This is a genomic window from Microcoleus sp. MOSTC5 (assembly GCF_036701825.1).
In the GTDB taxonomy this organism is placed as follows: Bacteria; Cyanobacteriota; Cyanobacteriia; order Cyanobacteriales; family Microcoleaceae; genus Microcoleus; species Microcoleus asticus.
This window is the reverse complement of sequence record NZ_JAUBRK010000057.1, coordinates 17,440-35,159: the sequence shown is the minus strand read 5'-3', so window position 1 is coordinate 35,159 and position 17,720 is coordinate 17,440. Positions and strand designations below refer to the sequence as shown.

Below are 17,720 nucleotides of genomic sequence, written 5' to 3'. Positions count from 1 at the left end.
AAGTATATATTTGCCTACCTACTTAAACTCGATCTGCTAAAGCCATGATTTTCGGCAAGCGGATGTAAAAAGTTGTTCCTTTTTCCTCCCCAGACTCATAAGTAATTTCCCCTTTGTGAGCATCAACGATTGACTTAACAATCGCCGTTCCCAACCCAGTACCCGTCCGCTTGCCATAAGTCACAAAAGGTTCAAATAAATTTTCCTTAATTGCCTCCGGAATGCCCGGCCCGTTATCGTAAATGCTAATTTCTGCCCACTCCTCACTTTGTGTCACAATAATCTCTACTCGCCCCCCGCGCCCCCCAAAAGCTTCAGCAGCATTCCCAACTAAATTTTGCAAAACACGCAAAATTTTATTTTCGTCTGCTTCCACTATCACTTCTGTCACCCGTAAGACCAAATCTACTTTTGCCGCTTCAAAATAAACTCTGTTCAACCTTTCAAACTGCTGCAACGTCTGGATTAGATTAACTGGTTTTTTATGTAATACAGCATTGCCGCGCGAAAATTCTAATACTTCTTCAGCCATTCCCAACATTCGCTGAACCTGCAATTGAATAAGTTCGCACCACTCCTGAGTTTCCTCATCCGGGTGCATTTCTTTGAGCATTTCGCTGGAAAGTTTAATTCCCGTAAAAGGATTTTTGAAATCGTGAATAATAGTGCTCACCATTTCTCCTACCAATACCATTTTTTGTCGGTGTACGAACTGGCTAACATATTGATCCGTGGTATCACGCAAATTTTTTGTAATGAAACTAAACATTTTCAGTACCGCACTGCCTTTAGCAAACTGGAGAGTTGCTATCAGTTCTTCCCGACCTATTTTTGCCAAAGTCGATCCGCTAACTGCCACAGCTCTAGCACTGCGAGGCTCACCGTCTAAAACTCCGAGTTCGCCAAAATAATCGTCGGGCTTAGCGATAGCAACAGTTTGATATTTTTTGTTTTCAATCCGCTTGCTAAACTCGACTTCACCTTCTAAAACTAGATATAAAAAATCTGCTGTTTCTCCTTCTTCAAAAACCAGTGTTTCCTCAGCAAAACTCTCCACAACAGCTATTTGGCAAAGGTGAGCAGCTTCCTCTGGTTCAAAATAAGACATAAATCGATGAGATGCCAGATCCATGTGAAAATACCTAAGGCTTAATTTAAACAGTTTCTTTCTTCTATTTTCGCAGATCGGGATCGGTGCGTTAATAAAATACAATGCTGCTTTAATCTGCCTCTATTTTCTGACATCCCAGGCTTGGACGCAAGGATCTGGGTCGGGATGCAGAGCCAGACTAGCATAGCAGCACCAGCAATCTCACCAAAATTATCAGTTTATTGACTAAAATACATAAATATTGTACAATTTTTCAGATTTAAATTGGATGTGCGGGCGGGTTCTCCGGACAGCCTCAGAAGATTTTAACTGTAGAGAGATCGTGTAATTTAAATGCCGATCGACCGAGTTTGCAAAAATTAACACTCGCGAGATAAAACGATCGCAGCATTCTGCCCGCCAAAGCCAAAACTCAAACAAACCGCATTTCTGACAATAGCCGATCGCGCACAGCGAACAAAATCTAATTCAAACCCCGGTTTTTTCATTCCAACGCAAGGCGGCAACATCTGATATTTAATACTCATCAAACAAAAAGCTACGCCCAAAGCTCCCGAAGCTCCCAAAGTATGACCCGTAGCCCCCTTAGTCGAACTAACAGCAACTCCTCGGTGAAACAACTTCTCAATTAACAGCGCTTCGTGTCGGTCATTTAACTCAGTTGCAGTACCGTGAGCATGAATAAAATCTATATCAACCGCCGCTAAATTGCTATGTTTCAAACATTGATTTACCGCCGCGATCGCACTTTTCCCACCCAGAGCCGGCGCGGTAGCATTGCAAGCATCATTTGTCAAGCCAAAACCGGAAATTCGACCGTAGATTTTAGCGCCACGACGGCTTGCCAACTCGGCCGATTCTAATACAAATAAAGCCCCGCCTTCACCGAGCACAAACCCTTCCCGATTTTCATCAAAGGGATAGCACCCAGCGTTTGCCAAAGCACCCATCCGGCTAAATCCAGCCACAGTCAGCGGTGTAATTGGCGCTTCCACAGCACCTGCGATCGCCCGCTGACACTCACCAGTGCGGATTAAATCAACAGCGCGGGCGATCGACCAAATACCCGTCGCACAAGCAGCCATCGGCGCCAGTACCGGCCCCGTCGAGCCTATTGCCCTCGCCGCCGCGATCGCCCCCATGTGAGGCAAAAAATTCACGAATTGAGAATCGGTAATCGGTAATTGGTAATCGGTAATCGGTAATTCCCTTCCCTCTTCCTTCTTCCTTCTTCCTTCTTCCTTCTTCCCTCTTCCTTCCCTCGCCAACAGTTCCAAATTCGCCTGGAAACCTCGGCTAGAACCGATCGCAATCCCGCAATCAGGCAAAGGCAAAGTTAAATTAGCATCTTGCAAAGCATCTGCTAAAACCTGCCGAATTAAAGTTATTAAATCGGCAGGTTTTTTGCCCATTAAAGCCAAAGGTCGCCGTTCAAGTTCTAAAAAAGGTTGATGCCGAGCGATTCCAGATTCTCCAGACAGCAGTCTTTTCCAGCCCGTTTCCAGAGTCCCTAAACCCGAAACAAGACCAATTCCAGTAACAACAACATCCATTCACTAATGACTGCTGACTAATGACTAATGACTAATTTCAGCTAACAGCCTTAAAATTTTCCAAGCCCTGAGTAACAGTAGCCTTCTCAATGCGATCGCCCGCTTCAATCTTATCAACAACATCCATCCCTTGCTTCACGTACCCAAAAACCGCATAACTCCCGTCCAAAAACGGCACATCGGTCAAAGTAAAGTAAAACTGAGAAGAAGCCGAATCAGGACTCTGCGATCGAGCCATAGCCACAGCCCCGCGACTGTGCACCAACACCGGTTTCTCCTTAACCCCAGCTTCTTGTAGCGTCGCGCTGTAAGTCGGATTTGCAGCACCTTTAGCTTTAATTTCCAGAGGAATCCTGCGTTCTGCAGAAGTTTTCGGGTCAATAAAACCGCCAGTTCCCAGCCGCGCCGCAGGGAATTTAGGGTCTTTACCCTGGGGGTCGCCGCCCTGAACTACAAAAGGCTGAGGTTCCCGCACGACTCGGTGAAATACCAGCCCGTCGTAGACTCCCTTCTGAACCAAATCGACAAAATTGCCCGCAGTAATTGGAGCATTTTTGCCGTCGAGTTCGATCGTAATTGGAGCACCTTTAACCGTCATTACCACTGTTGCTGTTCCTTCCAATCGCGGCAAATTGCTAAATTGCGAGCTCGCCGCTACCACAGCAGGAGACGGAGACGGAGACAAAGAAATGCTTTCACCCGCAGGAGTCCCTGTCGGAGTTGAGTTCACAGCCGGGGAATTACCGCATCCCCCAACAAACAACGCACCAATTATTAAAAGTGAGAACAACCACCGCTGAATTTTGATTTGCATTTGCATTTGTATTTTCACTTTCACTTTGACTTTCACTTTCACTCAATGATGTAAGGTGCGCATTGCGCACCCTAGATTTCTCGATTTACCAGGGATAATTTGCACCGCTTCGTGCTCACCCAATATTTATCGATTTGGTGCGCAATGCGCACCCTACGAGACATTACCAATCGAAAATGAAAAATCCCTAAAGTCCTTCTAGGGGAACTTGCAAAAATCGAGCCAATTCGGCAGCTTGATTTTCCACTTCAGACAAAGCAATCGGCTGTCCGACTCTAGTCAGGGGAAACTGACGGCGGTCTTTGAGCTTAAGATAAATACTGCGGCGGGGACTGAGACCTTCTTTAATGTCAACCCGCACAGATTGCACGTCCGATGTCTTGCAAGTAAAATCAAGTTTGCGGTTTTTGCCGGGAAATCCCCAGCGAAAAATCCGAATGTTACCAGTTTTTCGATCGAACTCGTTGTAACCGCCGCCGACATCCCAGAGAACAGTCAGCCACAGGTAAAGCGCCAACAGCACGCCGCAGACACCGTAGAAACCCATCGCGATGCCTTGGGGGATGAAAACAAGCTGAGTCGGGTTAGCAAAAGGCAGCAGGTTCACGTGCCAGTAGCTGGAAAGGCCCGACAGCAGGAAACCAGTCCCTCCAATGGTGACAATCGTCCCCCACCAGTAATTGCTGAAGCGGCGGGAACCCACAACTTGGTAGCGCAGGATCGAATCGATCGAGGTCGTTGTTTTTGCAGTCATAAAACTAAACAGCCTTAAAGCCAAATTTTAATTCAATTAGCCCACCTCAGTCACGTTTCACTGACGAGATCGCGACCGAGCGATGGCATTGTGTATCAACTTCTGCTAATTATGTTGAAAGATTATGAACTTCTAATATATAGTTATGTTAACTTTAATTAGAAACCTTAGTCTTTTAACAAGCAAAAGGATTTTACCGCAATGACAATCGCAGTCGGACGCGCCCAGACCGAAAGAGGCATCTTTGATGTACTCGACGACTGGCTCAAACGCGATCGCTTCGTCTTCGTAGGCTGGTCTGGCATCCTGCTATTCCCCTGCGCCTACCTAGCCATCGGTGGCTGGTTAACAGGCACCACCTTCGTTACCTCCTGGTACACGCACGGTTTGGCAAGCTCCTACCTCGAAGGAGCCAACTTCCTCACCGTAGCAGTTTCCACCCCAGCCAACAGCCTCGGACACTCGCTGCTGTTCCTGTGGGGCCCGGAAGCACAGTGGGACTTCACCCGCTGGTTCCAACTCGGCGGGCTGTGGACCTTCATTGCCCTCCACGGCGCTTTCGCACTGATAGGCTTTTGCCTGCGTCAGATCGAAATCTCCCGTTTGGTAGGCATCCGTCCCTACAACGCCCTAGCATTCACCGGTCCGATAGCCGTGTTTGTTTCCGTGTTCCTGCTTTACCCCTTGGGTCAATCAGGCTGGTTCTTCGCCCCCAGTTTCGGCGTCGCAGCAATTTTCCGCTTCCTGCTATTCCTGCAAGGCTTCCACAACTGGACGCTCAACCCCTTCCACATGATGGGCGTTGCAGGCATCTTGGGCGGCGCGCTGCTGTGCGCCATCCACGGTGCCACCGTAGAAAACACCTTGTTTGAAGACGGCGAAGGCTCAAACACCTTCCGCGCCTTCAACCCAACTCAGTCAGAAGAAACCTACTCGATGGTGACAGCCAACCGTTTTTGGTCGCAAATCTTCGGAATTGCCTTCTCCAACAAGCGCTGGTTGCACTTCTTCATGCTGTTCGTACCTGTCACAGGCTTGTGGATGAGCTCCATTGGCATCGTCGGTTTAGCATTAAACCTGCGCGCTTATGACTTCGTATCCCAAGAATTGCGCGCTGCTGAAGATCCTGAGTTTGAAACGTTCTACACTAAGAACATTCTGCTTAACGAAGGCATTCGTGCTTGGATGGCTCCTACCGACCAACCCCACGAAAACTTCATCTTCCCTGAAGAAGTTCTGCCTCGCGGTAACGCACTTTAAAAAAATCTGGATTTGGATTTCAGATTAATTTAATTTTTTTAAACTGAAATTGAAATCCAAATCCCTATTCCCCGGGGCAGGCGCGGTGATACCGTGACCTACTAGGGAACAAAAAAACCCAAAATCCAAAATCTAAAATCGTTGGAGGTTCTACCGGGTGGTAACGCTCTCTAATTCCTACGCAAGCGGTCGCGACCAAGAATCCTCCGGGTTCGCTTGGTGGTCTGGCAACGCTCGTTTAATCAATCTATCTGGCAAACTGCTGGGCGCCCACGTCGCTCACTCTGGTTTGATCGTTTTCTGGGCCGGTGCAATGACTTTGTTTGAAGTCGCTCACTTTATCCCAGAAAAGCCCATGTACGAACAGGGCTTAATTTTGATGCCCCACATCGCTACTTTGGGTTGGGGCGTCGGCCCCGGCGGTGAAGTTACGGATATCTTCCCGTTTTTCGTAGTCGGCGTTCTTCACTTGATTTCATCTGCTGTTCTCGGTTTGGGCGGTATTTATCACGCCGTTCGCGGCCCGGAAGTTCTCGAAGAATACTCTTCGTTCTTCGGCTACGACTGGAAAGATAAGAACCAGATGACCAATATCATCGGCTACCACCTGATTCTGTTGGGATGCGGCGCTCTGCTGCTAGTAGCTAAGGCCATGTTCTTCGGCGGTGTCTATGACACTTGGGCTCCGGGCGGCGGCGACGTGCGTATTATCACGAACCCCACTCTGAACCCGGCTGTGATTTTTGGCTACTTGGTTCGCTCTCCTTTTGGTGGCGAAGGCTGGATTGTCAGCGTCAACAACATGGAAGATATCATCGGCGGTCACATCTGGCTTGGCCTGATTTGTATCGCTGGTGGTGTTTGGCACATTTTGACCAAGCCTTTCGGCTGGGCTCGCCGCGCCTTAATCTGGTCTGGCGAAGCTTACCTGTCTTACAGCTTGGGCGCTTTGTCCCTGATGGGATTCATCGCTTGCTGCTTTGTCTGGTTCAACAACACTGCTTACCCTAGCGAATTCTACGGCCCGACGGGCCCGGAAGCTTCTCAAGCGCAAGCTTTGACCTTCCTGATCCGCGACCAACGCTTGGGTGCTAACGTCGGTTCTGCACAAGGCCCCACCGGTCTGGGTAAATACCTGATGCGCTCTCCTACTGGCGAAATCATTTTCGGCGGTGAAACGATGCGTTTCTGGGATTTCCAAGGCCCTTGGTTGGAACCCTTGCGCGGTACTAACGGTTTGGACTTGAACAAAATCAAGAACGACATTCAGCCTTGGCAAGCTCGCCGCGCTGCTGAGTACATGACTCACGCTCCTTTGGGTTCTCTGAACTCTGTGGGCGGCTTGGCAACTGAAGTTAACGCGTTTAACTTTACGTCACCTCGTTCTTGGCTGGCCTGTTTCCACTTTGTGATGGGTTTCTTCTTCTTGGTCGGCCACTTGTGGCACGCTGGTCGCGCTCGCGCGGCTGTCGCTGGCTTTGAAAGAGGTATCGATCGCGAAAATGAAGCGGTACTTTCTATGCCAGACTTAGACTAATCTATCGAATTTATTTCTGATTTGATTGTCTAATCGCAAAAGGCTCCTGCTTAACGGCAGGAGCTTTTTTACTGCTGATTAGCTCAGATTATAACTATTAAAAATACCAGCTATACTATAATCACTTGGAAACAGTAAATTAAGTTGATGAAGGTAACTTACTATGGAAGTAGCACTGCCTAATGTTTCTCAAAGCTTTCTAAAAACGAAAGGATTTTGGACGGAACAAGTCGGAAAAGCCGTTAATTCTGTTTCAGAAACAACAGCAGAAGCTAAATCTTCTCTCTCCGAATCTGCGGGCAAGGCAAAAGAAGCTCTCACTCAAACTACGAATTCTGCCGTTAATGTTGTTAATCAAGCTACAAACAATGCTTTAGGTACTGTAGCGGAGAAAACAGAAAAAGCCATGATTTCTATATCGGAATTCGCAAATCAAGCGGTTAGTCGCGTTAGTGAAACTACCAACAAAGCTGTTGATGCTGTTTCTCACTCGGCGACAACTGCCAAAGAAACTATTAATCAAACTACTAACTCTGCGGTCAATACTCTGAATCAAAGCACTAGCCAAGCTGTAGAGAGCGTAAATCAAGCTACAGAAAAGGCTAAGGCTTCATTAGAAGATAGCATTAACAATGCTGGAAGTATGAGCGATGTCGCTTCAAATGCCATTCAAAGTGCTATCAATGGTACTGTTAAAGATTGGATTGATTCTCACCCTCTCGTCTTCTGGTTGGTGAGTCACCCGCTGATATCTTTAGCAATTTTGCTGCTATTTATATTGAGTATCTTAGGTTTATTACAGGCTTTAGGTAGCTTGTTTGCACAAGGATGGTTATTTATTCTGCAAAGCCCTGGAAAATTTATGCAAGGGGTTTTGAGTGTCGGCCCTAAAGCTGTAAGTAATGTCGGTGGAGTGGATGTAAACTCATTGGTTTCAAAGAATCCCGAAGACAAAAATAATTCAGCTTTACAATTGAGGGGAGTTGAATCAAACAGTTTTGAGTCTCAGGAACGAATTGCTAATATTTTGACAAGGTTGGAGGCAATTCGACAAGAGCAGAATCAGCTTTTACAAGAAGCGTCGGCTATTTTAGGCAACAAATTTAAGGCGGAGTGAGAAGGTGTGGCCCGATCGCAACTCGTGGTAAATTTAATACATCCAGGCTTTCCATCAAAGCCAGATCAATAAAGGCTTGTAGTCGATCGCTCAATACGCCATGCCCGATTCCGAATTTTCCGACGCTCTCAAATGGACGCCAGAAGCCAAGGCGAAGCTGAAAAATATTCCCTATTTTGTCCGGGGACAAGCTCGCATCCGCATCGAGAACTTGGCCCGCGAAGCCGAAACCGAAGTTGTCACCGTTGACTTAGTGGAGCAAGCTCGCATCGAGTTTGGGCAATAAGGGATCGAAAGGTACGCTAAAGCTTTAGACTATTAATTGCGTTGTAAGGACAAGGACTTAAAGAAATAGTGCGCAACATAGTTATAGCTGGCAACTGGAAAATGTACAAAACTAGGGCAGAATCCCTAGAGTTTCTTCAAGGATTCATGTCCTGCCTGACGGAAACCCCAGAGGAACGGGAAGTCGTGCTTTGCGTTCCCTTCACTTCCTTGGCTGTCCTCTCGAAAAATTTGCACGGCAGCCGGATCAGACTCGGTGCTCAGAACGTTCACTGGCAAGAGTCGGGAGCTTTTACTGGGGAAATTTCCGGGCCAATGCTTAGTGAACTTGGTGTGCGCTATGTCATCGTAGGGCACAGCGAGCGGCGCCAATATTTTGGGGAAACTGACGAAACGGTGAATTTGCGGCTGAAAGCTGCTCAGAAATACGATTTAATTCCGATTCTGTGCGTTGGGGAAACCAAGCAGCAGCGAGATGCAGGGGAAACTGAATCTCACATTTTTTCTCAGTTGGAAAAAGATTTGGTTGGTGTTGACCAGCAGAAATTGGTAATTGCTTACGAGCCTATTTGGGCGATCGGCACTGGCGATACTTGCGAAACTAAGGAAGCTAACCGAGTTATTGGTTTGATTCGCAGTAAATTGACTAATCCTGGCGTGCCAATTCAGTACGGTGGCTCTGTTAAACCGGAGAATATTGATGAAGTTATGGTCATGCCTGAGATTGACGGGGTTCTGGTAGGCGGTGCGAGTTTGGAAGCTGCCAGTTTTGCTCGAATTGTCAATTACAAGTTGTGAAAATTGAAGTAGGGGCTGGTGATAACGCCAAAAATTTGTCCGCAGTTGCTTAAATTTGTGTTCTTACCCGCCCTGACTGGGATAGTTGGGCGATCGACTTTGTACGAAATCTTCGCCTCTGAAACCCCTGGGAAGGGCGGGTTTTGTACAAAAATTATTCAGGGAGAGGCAGAGACTTTTTGCTAAACCAGCCCTTAAAAGTTATCTGTTATATTTTCAAGTAGAGCGATTTAGAATAACTCATGACCGATCGCAAATTAACCATTAGAAATAAAGCTTTCGAGTGGGGAAAACGCACTTATTTAATGGGCGTTTTGAATGTTACCCCTGACAGTTTTAGCGACGGCGGAGATTTCAATACTATAGAATCTGCTTTATTGCAAGCGGAAAATATGGTAAAATCGGGGGTAGATATTATTGATATTGGCGGTCAATCTACTCGACCCGGTGCAGCGGAAATATCTTTAGCAGAGGAGATCGATCGCGTTATACCTCTCGTAGAAATACTGCGGCAAAAAACCTATATTTTTGGCTCAGTTCCTATTTCTGTCGATACTACCAGAGCGCGGGTTGCGAAAGCTGCGGTTGAGGCTGGAGCGGATATAATTAACGATATTTCAGGAGCAACTTTTGACTCGGAAATGCTGTCAACAGTTGCTAAGTTAAAAGTTCCAATAATTTTGATGCACATTCGGGGAACTCCCCAGACGATGCAAAAACTTACTGATTATAGCGATTTAATTGGGGAAATTAGGGATTTTTTAGAGAGTAGAATTGCGGCGGCAGTTGCTGCGGGGATTGACAAATCTCAAATAATTATCGACCCCGGTATTGGCTTTGCTAAGAATTACAGTCAAAACTTGGCAATTCTGCGGGAGTTGCGACAATTCCGTGTTTTAAACTGTCCAATTTTAGTCGGAGTATCGCGCAAAAGCTTCATCGGTCACATTTTGAATCAGCCAGAAGCGAAACAAAGAATTTGGGGGACAGCGGCGGCTTGTACAGGTGCGATCGCAAATTCAGCAGATATATTGCGCGTTCACGATGTCAGAGAAATGCGCGATGTCTCTCAGGTAGCCGACGCCATCTTCCGATATCAGTCTTGAGTAGTTTGAGTATCGATAACTTTCATTTCCCCGCCGCCATCTCCCGGAGGGACATCAGGGATAGACTCCATCAAATTGTTGAGGGCCTCTGACATATTTCTCGGGTCCATAAACAGAATTTTGGCATTGTCGCTTTCACCCAATTTTTGTTGAGCGTCTAAGTATTTTTCGGTTACTAAGTAATTCAAAACTTGCTTACTATTCGGATGGGAATCTAAAGCTTCAACTAAGAGCCTCATGTACTCCTTAGTGCCGATCGCCTTATTGACCATTGCTTGCCACTCGCTCTTAGTAGCGCGCTCCAATTCCATAGCTTCTTGCACCCTTTTCGGAGGTGTAATGCTTTGAATTTCCACCCGAATTACTTTGACACCCCAAGTTTCGGTAGCTTCGTCCAACTTCTTGAGTAACTTTTTATTCATGTCATCTCGGGAACCCAAGATGTCTTGCATTGGCAATCGACCAATTTCAGCGCGAAACGTCGTTAAAACTAAGTTGGCGATCGCATTTTCAATTTGATCGATTCCATAATAAGCTTTCTGTAAATTCACAACCCGCCAATACACAACGGCATCGACTTCTAGAGCCACATTATCTCCCGTGATTGCTGACTGAGGTTTAATGTCTAAAACTCTTTCACGGCTTGTGTCCACGCAGACGACTTTTTCGACCAGGGGACTGATAAAGTGGAATCCTGGCTTGAGGGTGCGCTTGTATTGACCCAAACGTTCCACTAAAGCTTCGTCGCCACCGCTGACTATTTTGACGCTGGAGTTAACAGCGTAGCCGACGATGAGCGCAAAGAGCATGGTAAGAATAGACTGCCCCATTTCTACTTTCCTGCTAAGGTTGATTGAGAATCGATCGAAATTCTACTCTAATTTAACTCAAAATCTGCCTCACAGTGCTAAGATATCACGACTGTTAATAAGTCCTAACAGTTACTCGTATTCCCTCGGACTCTTGCGTTGGAGTCTTGACTCGGACTTAATGTGCCCGATTTGACGGCAGGATATCAACAACACATTTCCACAAAAATGAAAAACGATCGAGAGTTTCGCTTGTTCAAACCTTTGAGGTGGATTGCCCCAAGCATTTTGGTTGGTGCAGGAATCTGCAATGCCGCAGCGGCCCAACCGGCACAAGCTGAGACAATCGCCCTGCAAATCTCGCAAAACTTGCAGTCGCAGAACTTGCAGCCACCGCGCCGAGGCCCTGCTGTTCGGGAAGTTCTATCCTACGAGATGAAGGGAGACGAACTCAGGATTTGCAAGCAGCAAGGCAACTCCGACAAAAAGTGCGAAGTTGTAGGTAAAGGCTACACAGTGGGTTTGAGAACTGCCAACGACCTTTACGGTCAAGGAAATGTGGTCAATGCCGAAGCTTTGTACCGGCAACTAATCGCTCGCTATCCCAAACAAGCGGATGCTTATTACAAGTTGGGAAGTATGCTGTCGGGGCAAGGTAAAATGAGCGATGCGATCGTTCTATTCCAAAAAGCAATTGAAGTCAACCCGGAACACGCCAAAGCTCACAACGATTTAGGCGTGGCGATGGCAAGTCAGGGGCAGTTGCCCGAGGCAATTGTTCAGTGGAGACAAGCAGTTAAAATTAACGATCAATATCCCGATGCTTTAAACAATTTAGGAGTCGGTTTGTACCAGCAAGGAGACAAGGAAAACCAAGCGGAGGCAGTAGCCAGCCTCAAAAAAGCTAAGGAGTTATTTATCAAGCAAGGTAGAACTCAAGCTGCTAACAGAGTAGATAAAATTTTGGAGGAAATGAATTCGGCGTCGAGCGGCTCCTAAACTCAACCGCCGATCGGACATTGAAACAAAAAACACCATAGGCGATCGGCGTTAATCAGCTTTCAACGGCGGTTAAACACCCCCAAAAACGAGAATTTAAAGCATTTCCTTCAAAACTTGTATAATCAAATCCCCATCCACCCGATCGCTCACAGCAGCCTCACCCAAGCGCACCGGCAGCACAAACCGCACCTTGCCATCCTGCACCTTCTTATCCAGTTGCAAAGTATGCAAAATTTCCTCAACATCTAAACCAGCGGGCAATTTGGCAGGTAAACCCGCTTTTTCAATCAAAGCAGACTGGCGGCGATCGCACTCAGCATCCCACATTCCCAACTCCACAGCCAATCGACTTGAGGCAGCCATGCCGATTGCCACTCCTTCCCCGTGATTGATCACCTTGTAATTAGTCAAACTTTCCACAGCATGACCGATGGTGTGCCCGTAATTCAAAATCGCCCGCAAACCCGATTCCTTCTCGTCTTTGCTGACCACCTCAGCCTTAGCTTGGCAAGACCTACTCAAAATTTCTGCCAACAAATCCGCCTTCACATAGCGCATTTGATCCAAACGCTTGCACTTCTCCAACTTCCCGAAAAGTTCGGCATCCCAAATCACCCCGTACTTGATGACTTCCGCCATCGCCGAACGAAACTCTCTCGCCGGCAGAGTTTTGAGTACATCCGGGTCAATTAACACCAAACGCGGCTGGTGAAAAGCCCCGATTAAATTCTTCCCTAAAGGATGATTTACCCCCGTTTTGCCGCCAATAGAAGCATCAACCATCGCCAGCAGCGAAGTCGGAACTTGCACGACATTAATTCCCCGCAGCCAAGTCGCCGCAGCAAAACCCGTCATATCGCCCACCACCCCGCCGCCCAAAGCCACCATTGTCGAGGAACGTTCTAAACGGTTTTCCAAAGCCGCACCGTAAATCTTCTGTACCGAATTTAAAGTTTTGTACTGTTCTCCCGGTGGTAAAATGCAGCTACCGACTTCCAGACCTGCTGATTCGAGGGCTGCTGTTGCTCTTTCGCCGTACTGCCGAAAAATCGACTGATTCGACACCAGCAGCACTTTTTTGCCCAAACTTAGATCCCCCATCAGACTGCCGAGTTCGTCTAAACCGCCCGATCGCACGCAAACATTGTAAGATTGTGGCCCCAAGTCAACTTTAATTATCGATTGCATATTTATCTAATTTAGATATTAGATTTTAGATTATAGTTCTTATAGGTCTTTTTATTGATTGTTTTGGAGAAATTGCAATGACTCTTAGCGGAGCAATAACTTATTTTGGGATTTTTGGCGGCGCGATCGGCTTGGCGACAGTGCTGATGTTTGGTCTGCGGGCTGTCAAACTCATCTAATTTGCTAATTTAGATGTCTGAACCAGAGTATTTAATCTCTGGCAAAAGTATCAGTTCGACAAAGTATTTGCGCCAAAAATCTCTGATTAAATCTCTGGATTGACGGCGCAAATATTTTTTTGTTTCATAGAACTTGATGCTAGAATTTCCTAATTTAATATTAGAGGAAAAGTAATTTGGTTAATTCTTCAATCTAAAATATAAAATCTAAAATGGCTCGATTTTCCAATTATATAGAAGACGAGGATGAAGATTAATTACGCGGAAATTTATCCTTTTTAAGGCTCAATTGATGTCAGCAGAAGGCTGGTAAAATAGAATGTTGGCTCACACTTGGGCAACAACTGATATTCTCTGCGAGTATTACGATTCCTTTGAAGAACCTCTACCTCAACCAGGGAATCTTCCCTACGAGTTTTACCGGATTGAATAGTTCGACGATCCGCAATTCCCCGATAGGGATACTCACTACCGAGTCGGAGATTGGGAAGTTGTCAGGGTTGAACAATACCCAACTGCGGCACTAGGAAGCAACTACGATTTGATTGCTGTCTGTTATTGTCAGGACGCACCTAAACCTAGTCCTAGAAATGCCAGTTCCGAGTGCTCGTATTTCGATCGACTCGTTTGGAGGAGATGAGGCAGCTTATCAGCAATATCTTGAGAATAACGCTAAATCTGAGGTTTATTCGCCTTGAGAATGAAGGAGCGATCGCAGATTATTCTTTACTAAAATTTATAACTCTCTGAAGTCATATCATTTCAGGTTGTATCGGAATAATATATTTAGATGATGTCAGTACGAGCGTCCACAGCAAACTAACCAAATCGCTCTTGGGGACGTTCCCACTACTACATAATTCCAAGACCACCGGATTTGATATCAGTTATACAAATCCATTGAGCCTGATGCGATCGCCCTCATTGTCCCCACGCTCTCGATCGAAATCGCCCAATAGTATCTATAAACACTTTTTTGATATTTCAAGTCGTGTACTGTATACAACCATCGTCGGCAATCTAGCATTTCACCAAACCAAATCTCACAGGCCAGAGTTATTTCAGACTACTTGGTCAAGCTCCCTTGGCAAAGCAGTAGTTTACAGATTGTATCTTTCATGCCCGTTTTAGAAGCTTCTTTGGGTCTATATAGTTAACTATTCAGCTTAACGAGAAATCACCCAAGCTCTTATTGACAAACCAGCAGAGGTTAGTTGGTAAACTCTCGTGAGGCACAGTTCCAACTAGGTTAAAGCATTCAGATATCTTCTTCACTCTCATTCATCAAGTTTCATAACACCCATTTCTTTTCATGCAGGAGCAACCATGCAAATTGACACCGGAAGAAAAACCGTTGGAGTAAATAGAATTATCCCATCTTCTGCCACCGATATCCAACAAGCTTTGGCGCAAGCCGCCGCAGGGGTATCTCTACGCTCTGTCACCAAAAAGTACGGTTCTGTGACAGCCGTTGAAAACATCACCCTCGATATTCCCGCAGGCAAATACTGCTGTCTTCTCGGCCCCAGCGGTTGCGGTAAAACAACCGTTCTGAGAATGATTGCCGGACACGAAGACATCAGCAGCGGAGATGTTCTGATCGGCGACAAGCGCGTCAACGATTTGCCAGCAGCCAAACGCAACACCTCCATGATGTTCCAAAGCTACGCCCTGTTTCCTCACAAAACCATTTGGGAAAACATTGAATTTGGTCTGAAAATGCAGAACGTGCCGGATGCAGAACGTCGTGTCCGGGTAGGAGAGATCCTGGAAATGATTGGTCTGACCCACACCGCCGATCGCAAACCGACCCAACTCAGCGGCGGACAGCAACAGCGGATTGCCCTGGCACGAGCGCTCGTCACCCGCCCCCAAGTGCTAATGCTGGATGAACCCCTCAGCGCACTCGATGAAAACCTGCGGGTGCGGATGCGAACCGAACTCCGCAAAATTCAAAAGCAATTCGGCTTGACCTTTATTCAGGTGACACACCACGTTGAAGAAGCCTTTTCCCTGTCTGACATGGTGGTCGTGATGACCCACGGGCGGCTGGATCAAATTGCCACTCCAGACGAATTGTACGATCGTCCCGGCTCTCAGTTTGTTGCCAAGTTCATGGGCGACAACAATATCTTCAGCGGCAAAGTGAAAAATGCGATCGGTGACGGTGAGTTGGATGTAGTGCAGTTAGAAGTAGAGGGTTTCGGCGTCCTTTACTGCCGAGGATACTCCAGCCCAGTTGGTACAGAAGCCGCTTGTTCGGTTCGTCCTGACTTGCTCCATGTGGAAGCTTACAACCCGGATGTTCCAGTCACATCAACCCTGTCAGGAAACCAGATTGTCGCCCGAATCACCGCCGTAGAAATGACCGGATATGTGACGCGAGTTTCGTTAATGGCGGAAGCAACCGGACAAGAACTGCTCTATAAAGTTCGCACGAATGACTGGAACCGTAATTCCCTGAGCGAAGGGCAGTTAGTTGTCCTCAGTTGGTCAAAAGATGATTGCGTTTTTCTGCCCTATTAGAAGCGCATTCAATAGATGTCTTCTCACACCCGATGAATAATCCTGTAGGACTTACGCACGAGTGTTTAGAAACCGGGTTTGATGGACGAAAAGACGCATTGCAGAACGCAGATTAGGTGAAAAACCCGGTTTCTTGACCCATGCGTCCAGGAAAGTCCTGTTTGCTGCTTCGCAGACTTTTTTTAGTTAGATTTATCGTGTTTTGTGAGGATCAATAGCTATGTCAAAGATCGGTCGCCGTCAAGTTATTAGAACCGGACTAGCTGCAGGAGCAATGGTTGCCGCAGCAAGTTGTAGTCCCAAGAAAGAAGCCACGACCGGGACTGCACCGGGGGTAATTACCAATTCAATTAAAGATGTCACCCTGCGGTTGATTGGTACTGGAGCCGCTCAAAGTAAAGAAATTAAAGCTCAAGCCGAAAAGGATTTAGGCTTCAAAATCCAACTGCGGGCGCTCGGCACAGAAGAAAACAATCAAATTGCGATTACTCAGCCCAAGCAATACGACATTTTTGATGGGGAATATTTCAGTTTGCCATTGGTGTTTCCATCCGGGAATCTGCAAGCACTTGAGGTGAAGAAAATCAAAAATTGGGACAAAATTGTTTCCTATTTCACCACTGGTAAGTTTGCCGAAGGTGCGAAGGTGAACAATTCCCAGGGTACAGCTCCCTTCAAAGTAATGTATGTCAAAAGTAAGGACTCGAAAGAGTTTTCACCCACGCCTACGGATTGGGCAACGTTGATTCCGTTTCAATACAATGCTGATAGTTTGGGCTACCGACCTGACCTGACTGGCAAGAAAATTGAATCCTGGGCGGAACTGCTCGATCCGAAATACAAAGGCAAAACAGCACTGCTGGATATTCCGTCGATCGGGATTATGGATGCGGCAATGGTATTAGAAGCAGCAGGCATCATGAAGTTCGGCGACAAGGGCAACATGACCAAAGAAGAACTCGATCAAGTCACAGCCAAGCTGATCGAACTCAAGAAGGATGGGCAGTTCCGGGCTTTTTGGAAAAATTTTGATGAGTCCGTCAACCTGATGTCATCTGGGGAAGTGGCGCTGCAATCGATGTGGTCGCCTGCGGTGACTGCTGTGAAAGCACGGGGAATTAACTGTGTCTATGCCCCACTCAAGGAAGGGTATCGCGGCTGGGGCGGTGGCATTGGACTCTCTAAAAACCTACAGGGTATTGCTCTGGATGCCGCCTACGAGTATCTCAACTGGATGTTGGATGGTTGGATGGGAGCCTTTTTAGCTCGCCAGGGGTATTACAGTGCCGCACCAGAAACCGCCCGCAAGTTTATGAAGCCGGAGGAGTGGGATTTCTGGTACGAAGGCAAGCCCGCGACAGCAGACATCATCGATCCCTTTGGGAAAAAGATTGAATCGAAGGGCGCAGTGCGAGATGGTGGTTCCTTTCAGGAACGCTTTGCCAATATCGTTTGCTGGAACTCAGTGATGCAAGAGCAAACCTACTTGGTTCAGAAGTGGAACGAGTTTGTCGCATCTTAAACCGCTCGATCGGGATTGGGTGTCAGGTTTCGGGTGCTGGGCTTTGAGGCGATCGCACGGCCGACGATCGGTGGCAGAGTCTTTCACAACGCTCACCTAGAACCTAAAACCCGAGCCTTCGCAGTTAGCTTTGCGCGACTATTTCGTTGAAATGTGTTT

The 17,720-nt window shown here is 46.9% G+C and carries 16 protein-coding genes; 10 read left to right on the top strand and 6 right to left on the bottom strand.

Annotated features, from left to right (window positions below; all coding sequences use genetic code 11):
* Nucleotides 1–22 precede the first annotated feature (22 nt).
* The 4 genes from QUA54_RS26090 to QUA54_RS26075 form a co-directional block, all read right to left on the bottom strand.
* Nucleotides 23–1,132 (bottom strand): ATP-binding protein, encoded by a 1,110-nt coding sequence (locus tag QUA54_RS26090; RefSeq protein ID WP_333417007.1) that lies wholly within the window; start codon nt 1,130–1,132, stop codon nt 23–25.
* A 338-nt stretch (nt 1,133–1,470) separates the two neighbouring features.
* Nucleotides 1,471–2,664, bottom strand: a complete 1,194-nt coding sequence (locus QUA54_RS26085) for a beta-ketoacyl-ACP synthase (RefSeq protein ID WP_333417005.1) — start codon at nt 2,662–2,664, stop codon at nt 1,471–1,473.
* Between the two features lie 37 nt (nt 2,665–2,701).
* Nucleotides 2,702–3,484, bottom strand: a complete 783-nt coding sequence (locus QUA54_RS26080; protein ID WP_445301591.1) for a peptidylprolyl isomerase — start codon at nt 3,482–3,484, stop codon at nt 2,702–2,704.
* Between the two features lie 181 nt (nt 3,485–3,665).
* Nucleotides 3,666–4,232, bottom strand: coding sequence for a photosystem I assembly protein Ycf4 (locus tag QUA54_RS26075; RefSeq protein ID WP_333194159.1), 567 nt, complete (start codon nt 4,230–4,232; stop codon nt 3,666–3,668).
* 201 nt (nt 4,233–4,433) lie between these two features.
* On the opposite strand from QUA54_RS26075, the gene psbD reads away from it, so the two are divergent.
* The 6 genes from psbD (at nt 4,434) to folP (ending at nt 10,335) form a co-directional block, all read left to right on the top strand.
* Nucleotides 4,434–5,492, top strand: a complete 1,059-nt coding sequence (gene psbD, locus QUA54_RS26070; RefSeq protein ID WP_333200031.1) for a photosystem II D2 protein (photosystem q(a) protein) — start codon at nt 4,434–4,436, stop codon at nt 5,490–5,492.
* Between the two features lie 157 nt (nt 5,493–5,649).
* Nucleotides 5,650–7,029, top strand: a complete 1,380-nt coding sequence (gene psbC, locus QUA54_RS26065; protein WP_172192768.1) for a photosystem II reaction center protein CP43 — start codon at nt 5,650–5,652, stop codon at nt 7,027–7,029.
* 163 nt (nt 7,030–7,192) lie between these two features.
* On the top strand, nt 7,193–8,146 hold the full coding sequence (locus QUA54_RS26060) for a hypothetical protein (protein ID WP_333417001.1): 954 nt from the start codon (nt 7,193–7,195) through the stop codon (nt 8,144–8,146).
* Between the two features lie 100 nt (nt 8,147–8,246).
* Nucleotides 8,247–8,432, top strand: coding sequence for a PCP reductase family protein (locus tag QUA54_RS26055; protein WP_333416999.1), 186 nt, complete (start codon nt 8,247–8,249; stop codon nt 8,430–8,432).
* Between the two features lie 68 nt (nt 8,433–8,500).
* A complete protein-coding gene (tpiA, locus tag QUA54_RS26050) occupies nt 8,501–9,229 on the top strand; it encodes a triose-phosphate isomerase (RefSeq protein ID WP_172192762.1) in 729 nt (242 codons plus the stop codon).
* Nucleotides 9,230–9,471: 242 nt separating this feature from the next.
* Nucleotides 9,472–10,335, top strand: a complete 864-nt coding sequence (folP, locus tag QUA54_RS26045; protein ID WP_333416997.1) for a dihydropteroate synthase — start codon at nt 9,472–9,474, stop codon at nt 10,333–10,335.
* Here the strand turns inward: folP and QUA54_RS26040 are convergent.
* Nucleotides 10,326–11,165, bottom strand: coding sequence for an SPFH domain-containing protein (locus tag QUA54_RS26040; protein WP_172192758.1), 840 nt, complete (start codon nt 11,163–11,165; stop codon nt 10,326–10,328). The two genes, folP and QUA54_RS26040, sit on opposite strands and share 10 nt — an antisense overlap.
* Before the next feature lie 207 nt (nt 11,166–11,372).
* On the opposite strand from QUA54_RS26040, the gene QUA54_RS26035 reads away from it, so the two are divergent.
* Complete coding sequence (locus QUA54_RS26035; RefSeq protein ID WP_333416995.1) at nt 11,373–12,143, top strand: tetratricopeptide repeat protein; 771 nt, start codon at nt 11,373–11,375, stop codon at nt 12,141–12,143.
* Nucleotides 12,144–12,239: 96 nt separating this feature from the next.
* On the opposite strand, the gene aroB is transcribed toward QUA54_RS26035, so the two are convergent.
* Nucleotides 12,240–13,334: a 3-dehydroquinate synthase gene (gene aroB, locus QUA54_RS26030; RefSeq protein WP_333416993.1), complete on the bottom strand. Its 1,095-nt coding sequence runs from the start codon at nt 13,332–13,334 to the stop codon at nt 12,240–12,242.
* A 77-nt stretch (nt 13,335–13,411) separates the two neighbouring features.
* Between aroB and petL the strand changes: the two genes are divergently transcribed.
* From petL to QUA54_RS26015, 3 genes are all read left to right on the top strand, one after another.
* The gene (petL, locus tag QUA54_RS26025; protein ID WP_015175161.1) at nt 13,412–13,513 is read left to right on the top strand and encodes a cytochrome b6-f complex subunit PetL; all 102 of its coding nucleotides are present in this window, start codon (nt 13,412–13,414) and stop codon (nt 13,511–13,513) included.
* Between the two features lie 1,326 nt (nt 13,514–14,839).
* Nucleotides 14,840–16,039: an ABC transporter ATP-binding protein gene (locus QUA54_RS26020; RefSeq protein ID WP_333200016.1), complete on the top strand. Its 1,200-nt coding sequence runs from the start codon at nt 14,840–14,842 to the stop codon at nt 16,037–16,039.
* Nucleotides 16,040–16,259: 220 nt separating this feature from the next.
* Nucleotides 16,260–17,561, top strand: coding sequence for an extracellular solute-binding protein (locus tag QUA54_RS26015; RefSeq protein WP_333200014.1), 1,302 nt, complete (start codon nt 16,260–16,262; stop codon nt 17,559–17,561).
* Nucleotides 17,562–17,720 lie beyond the last annotated feature (159 nt).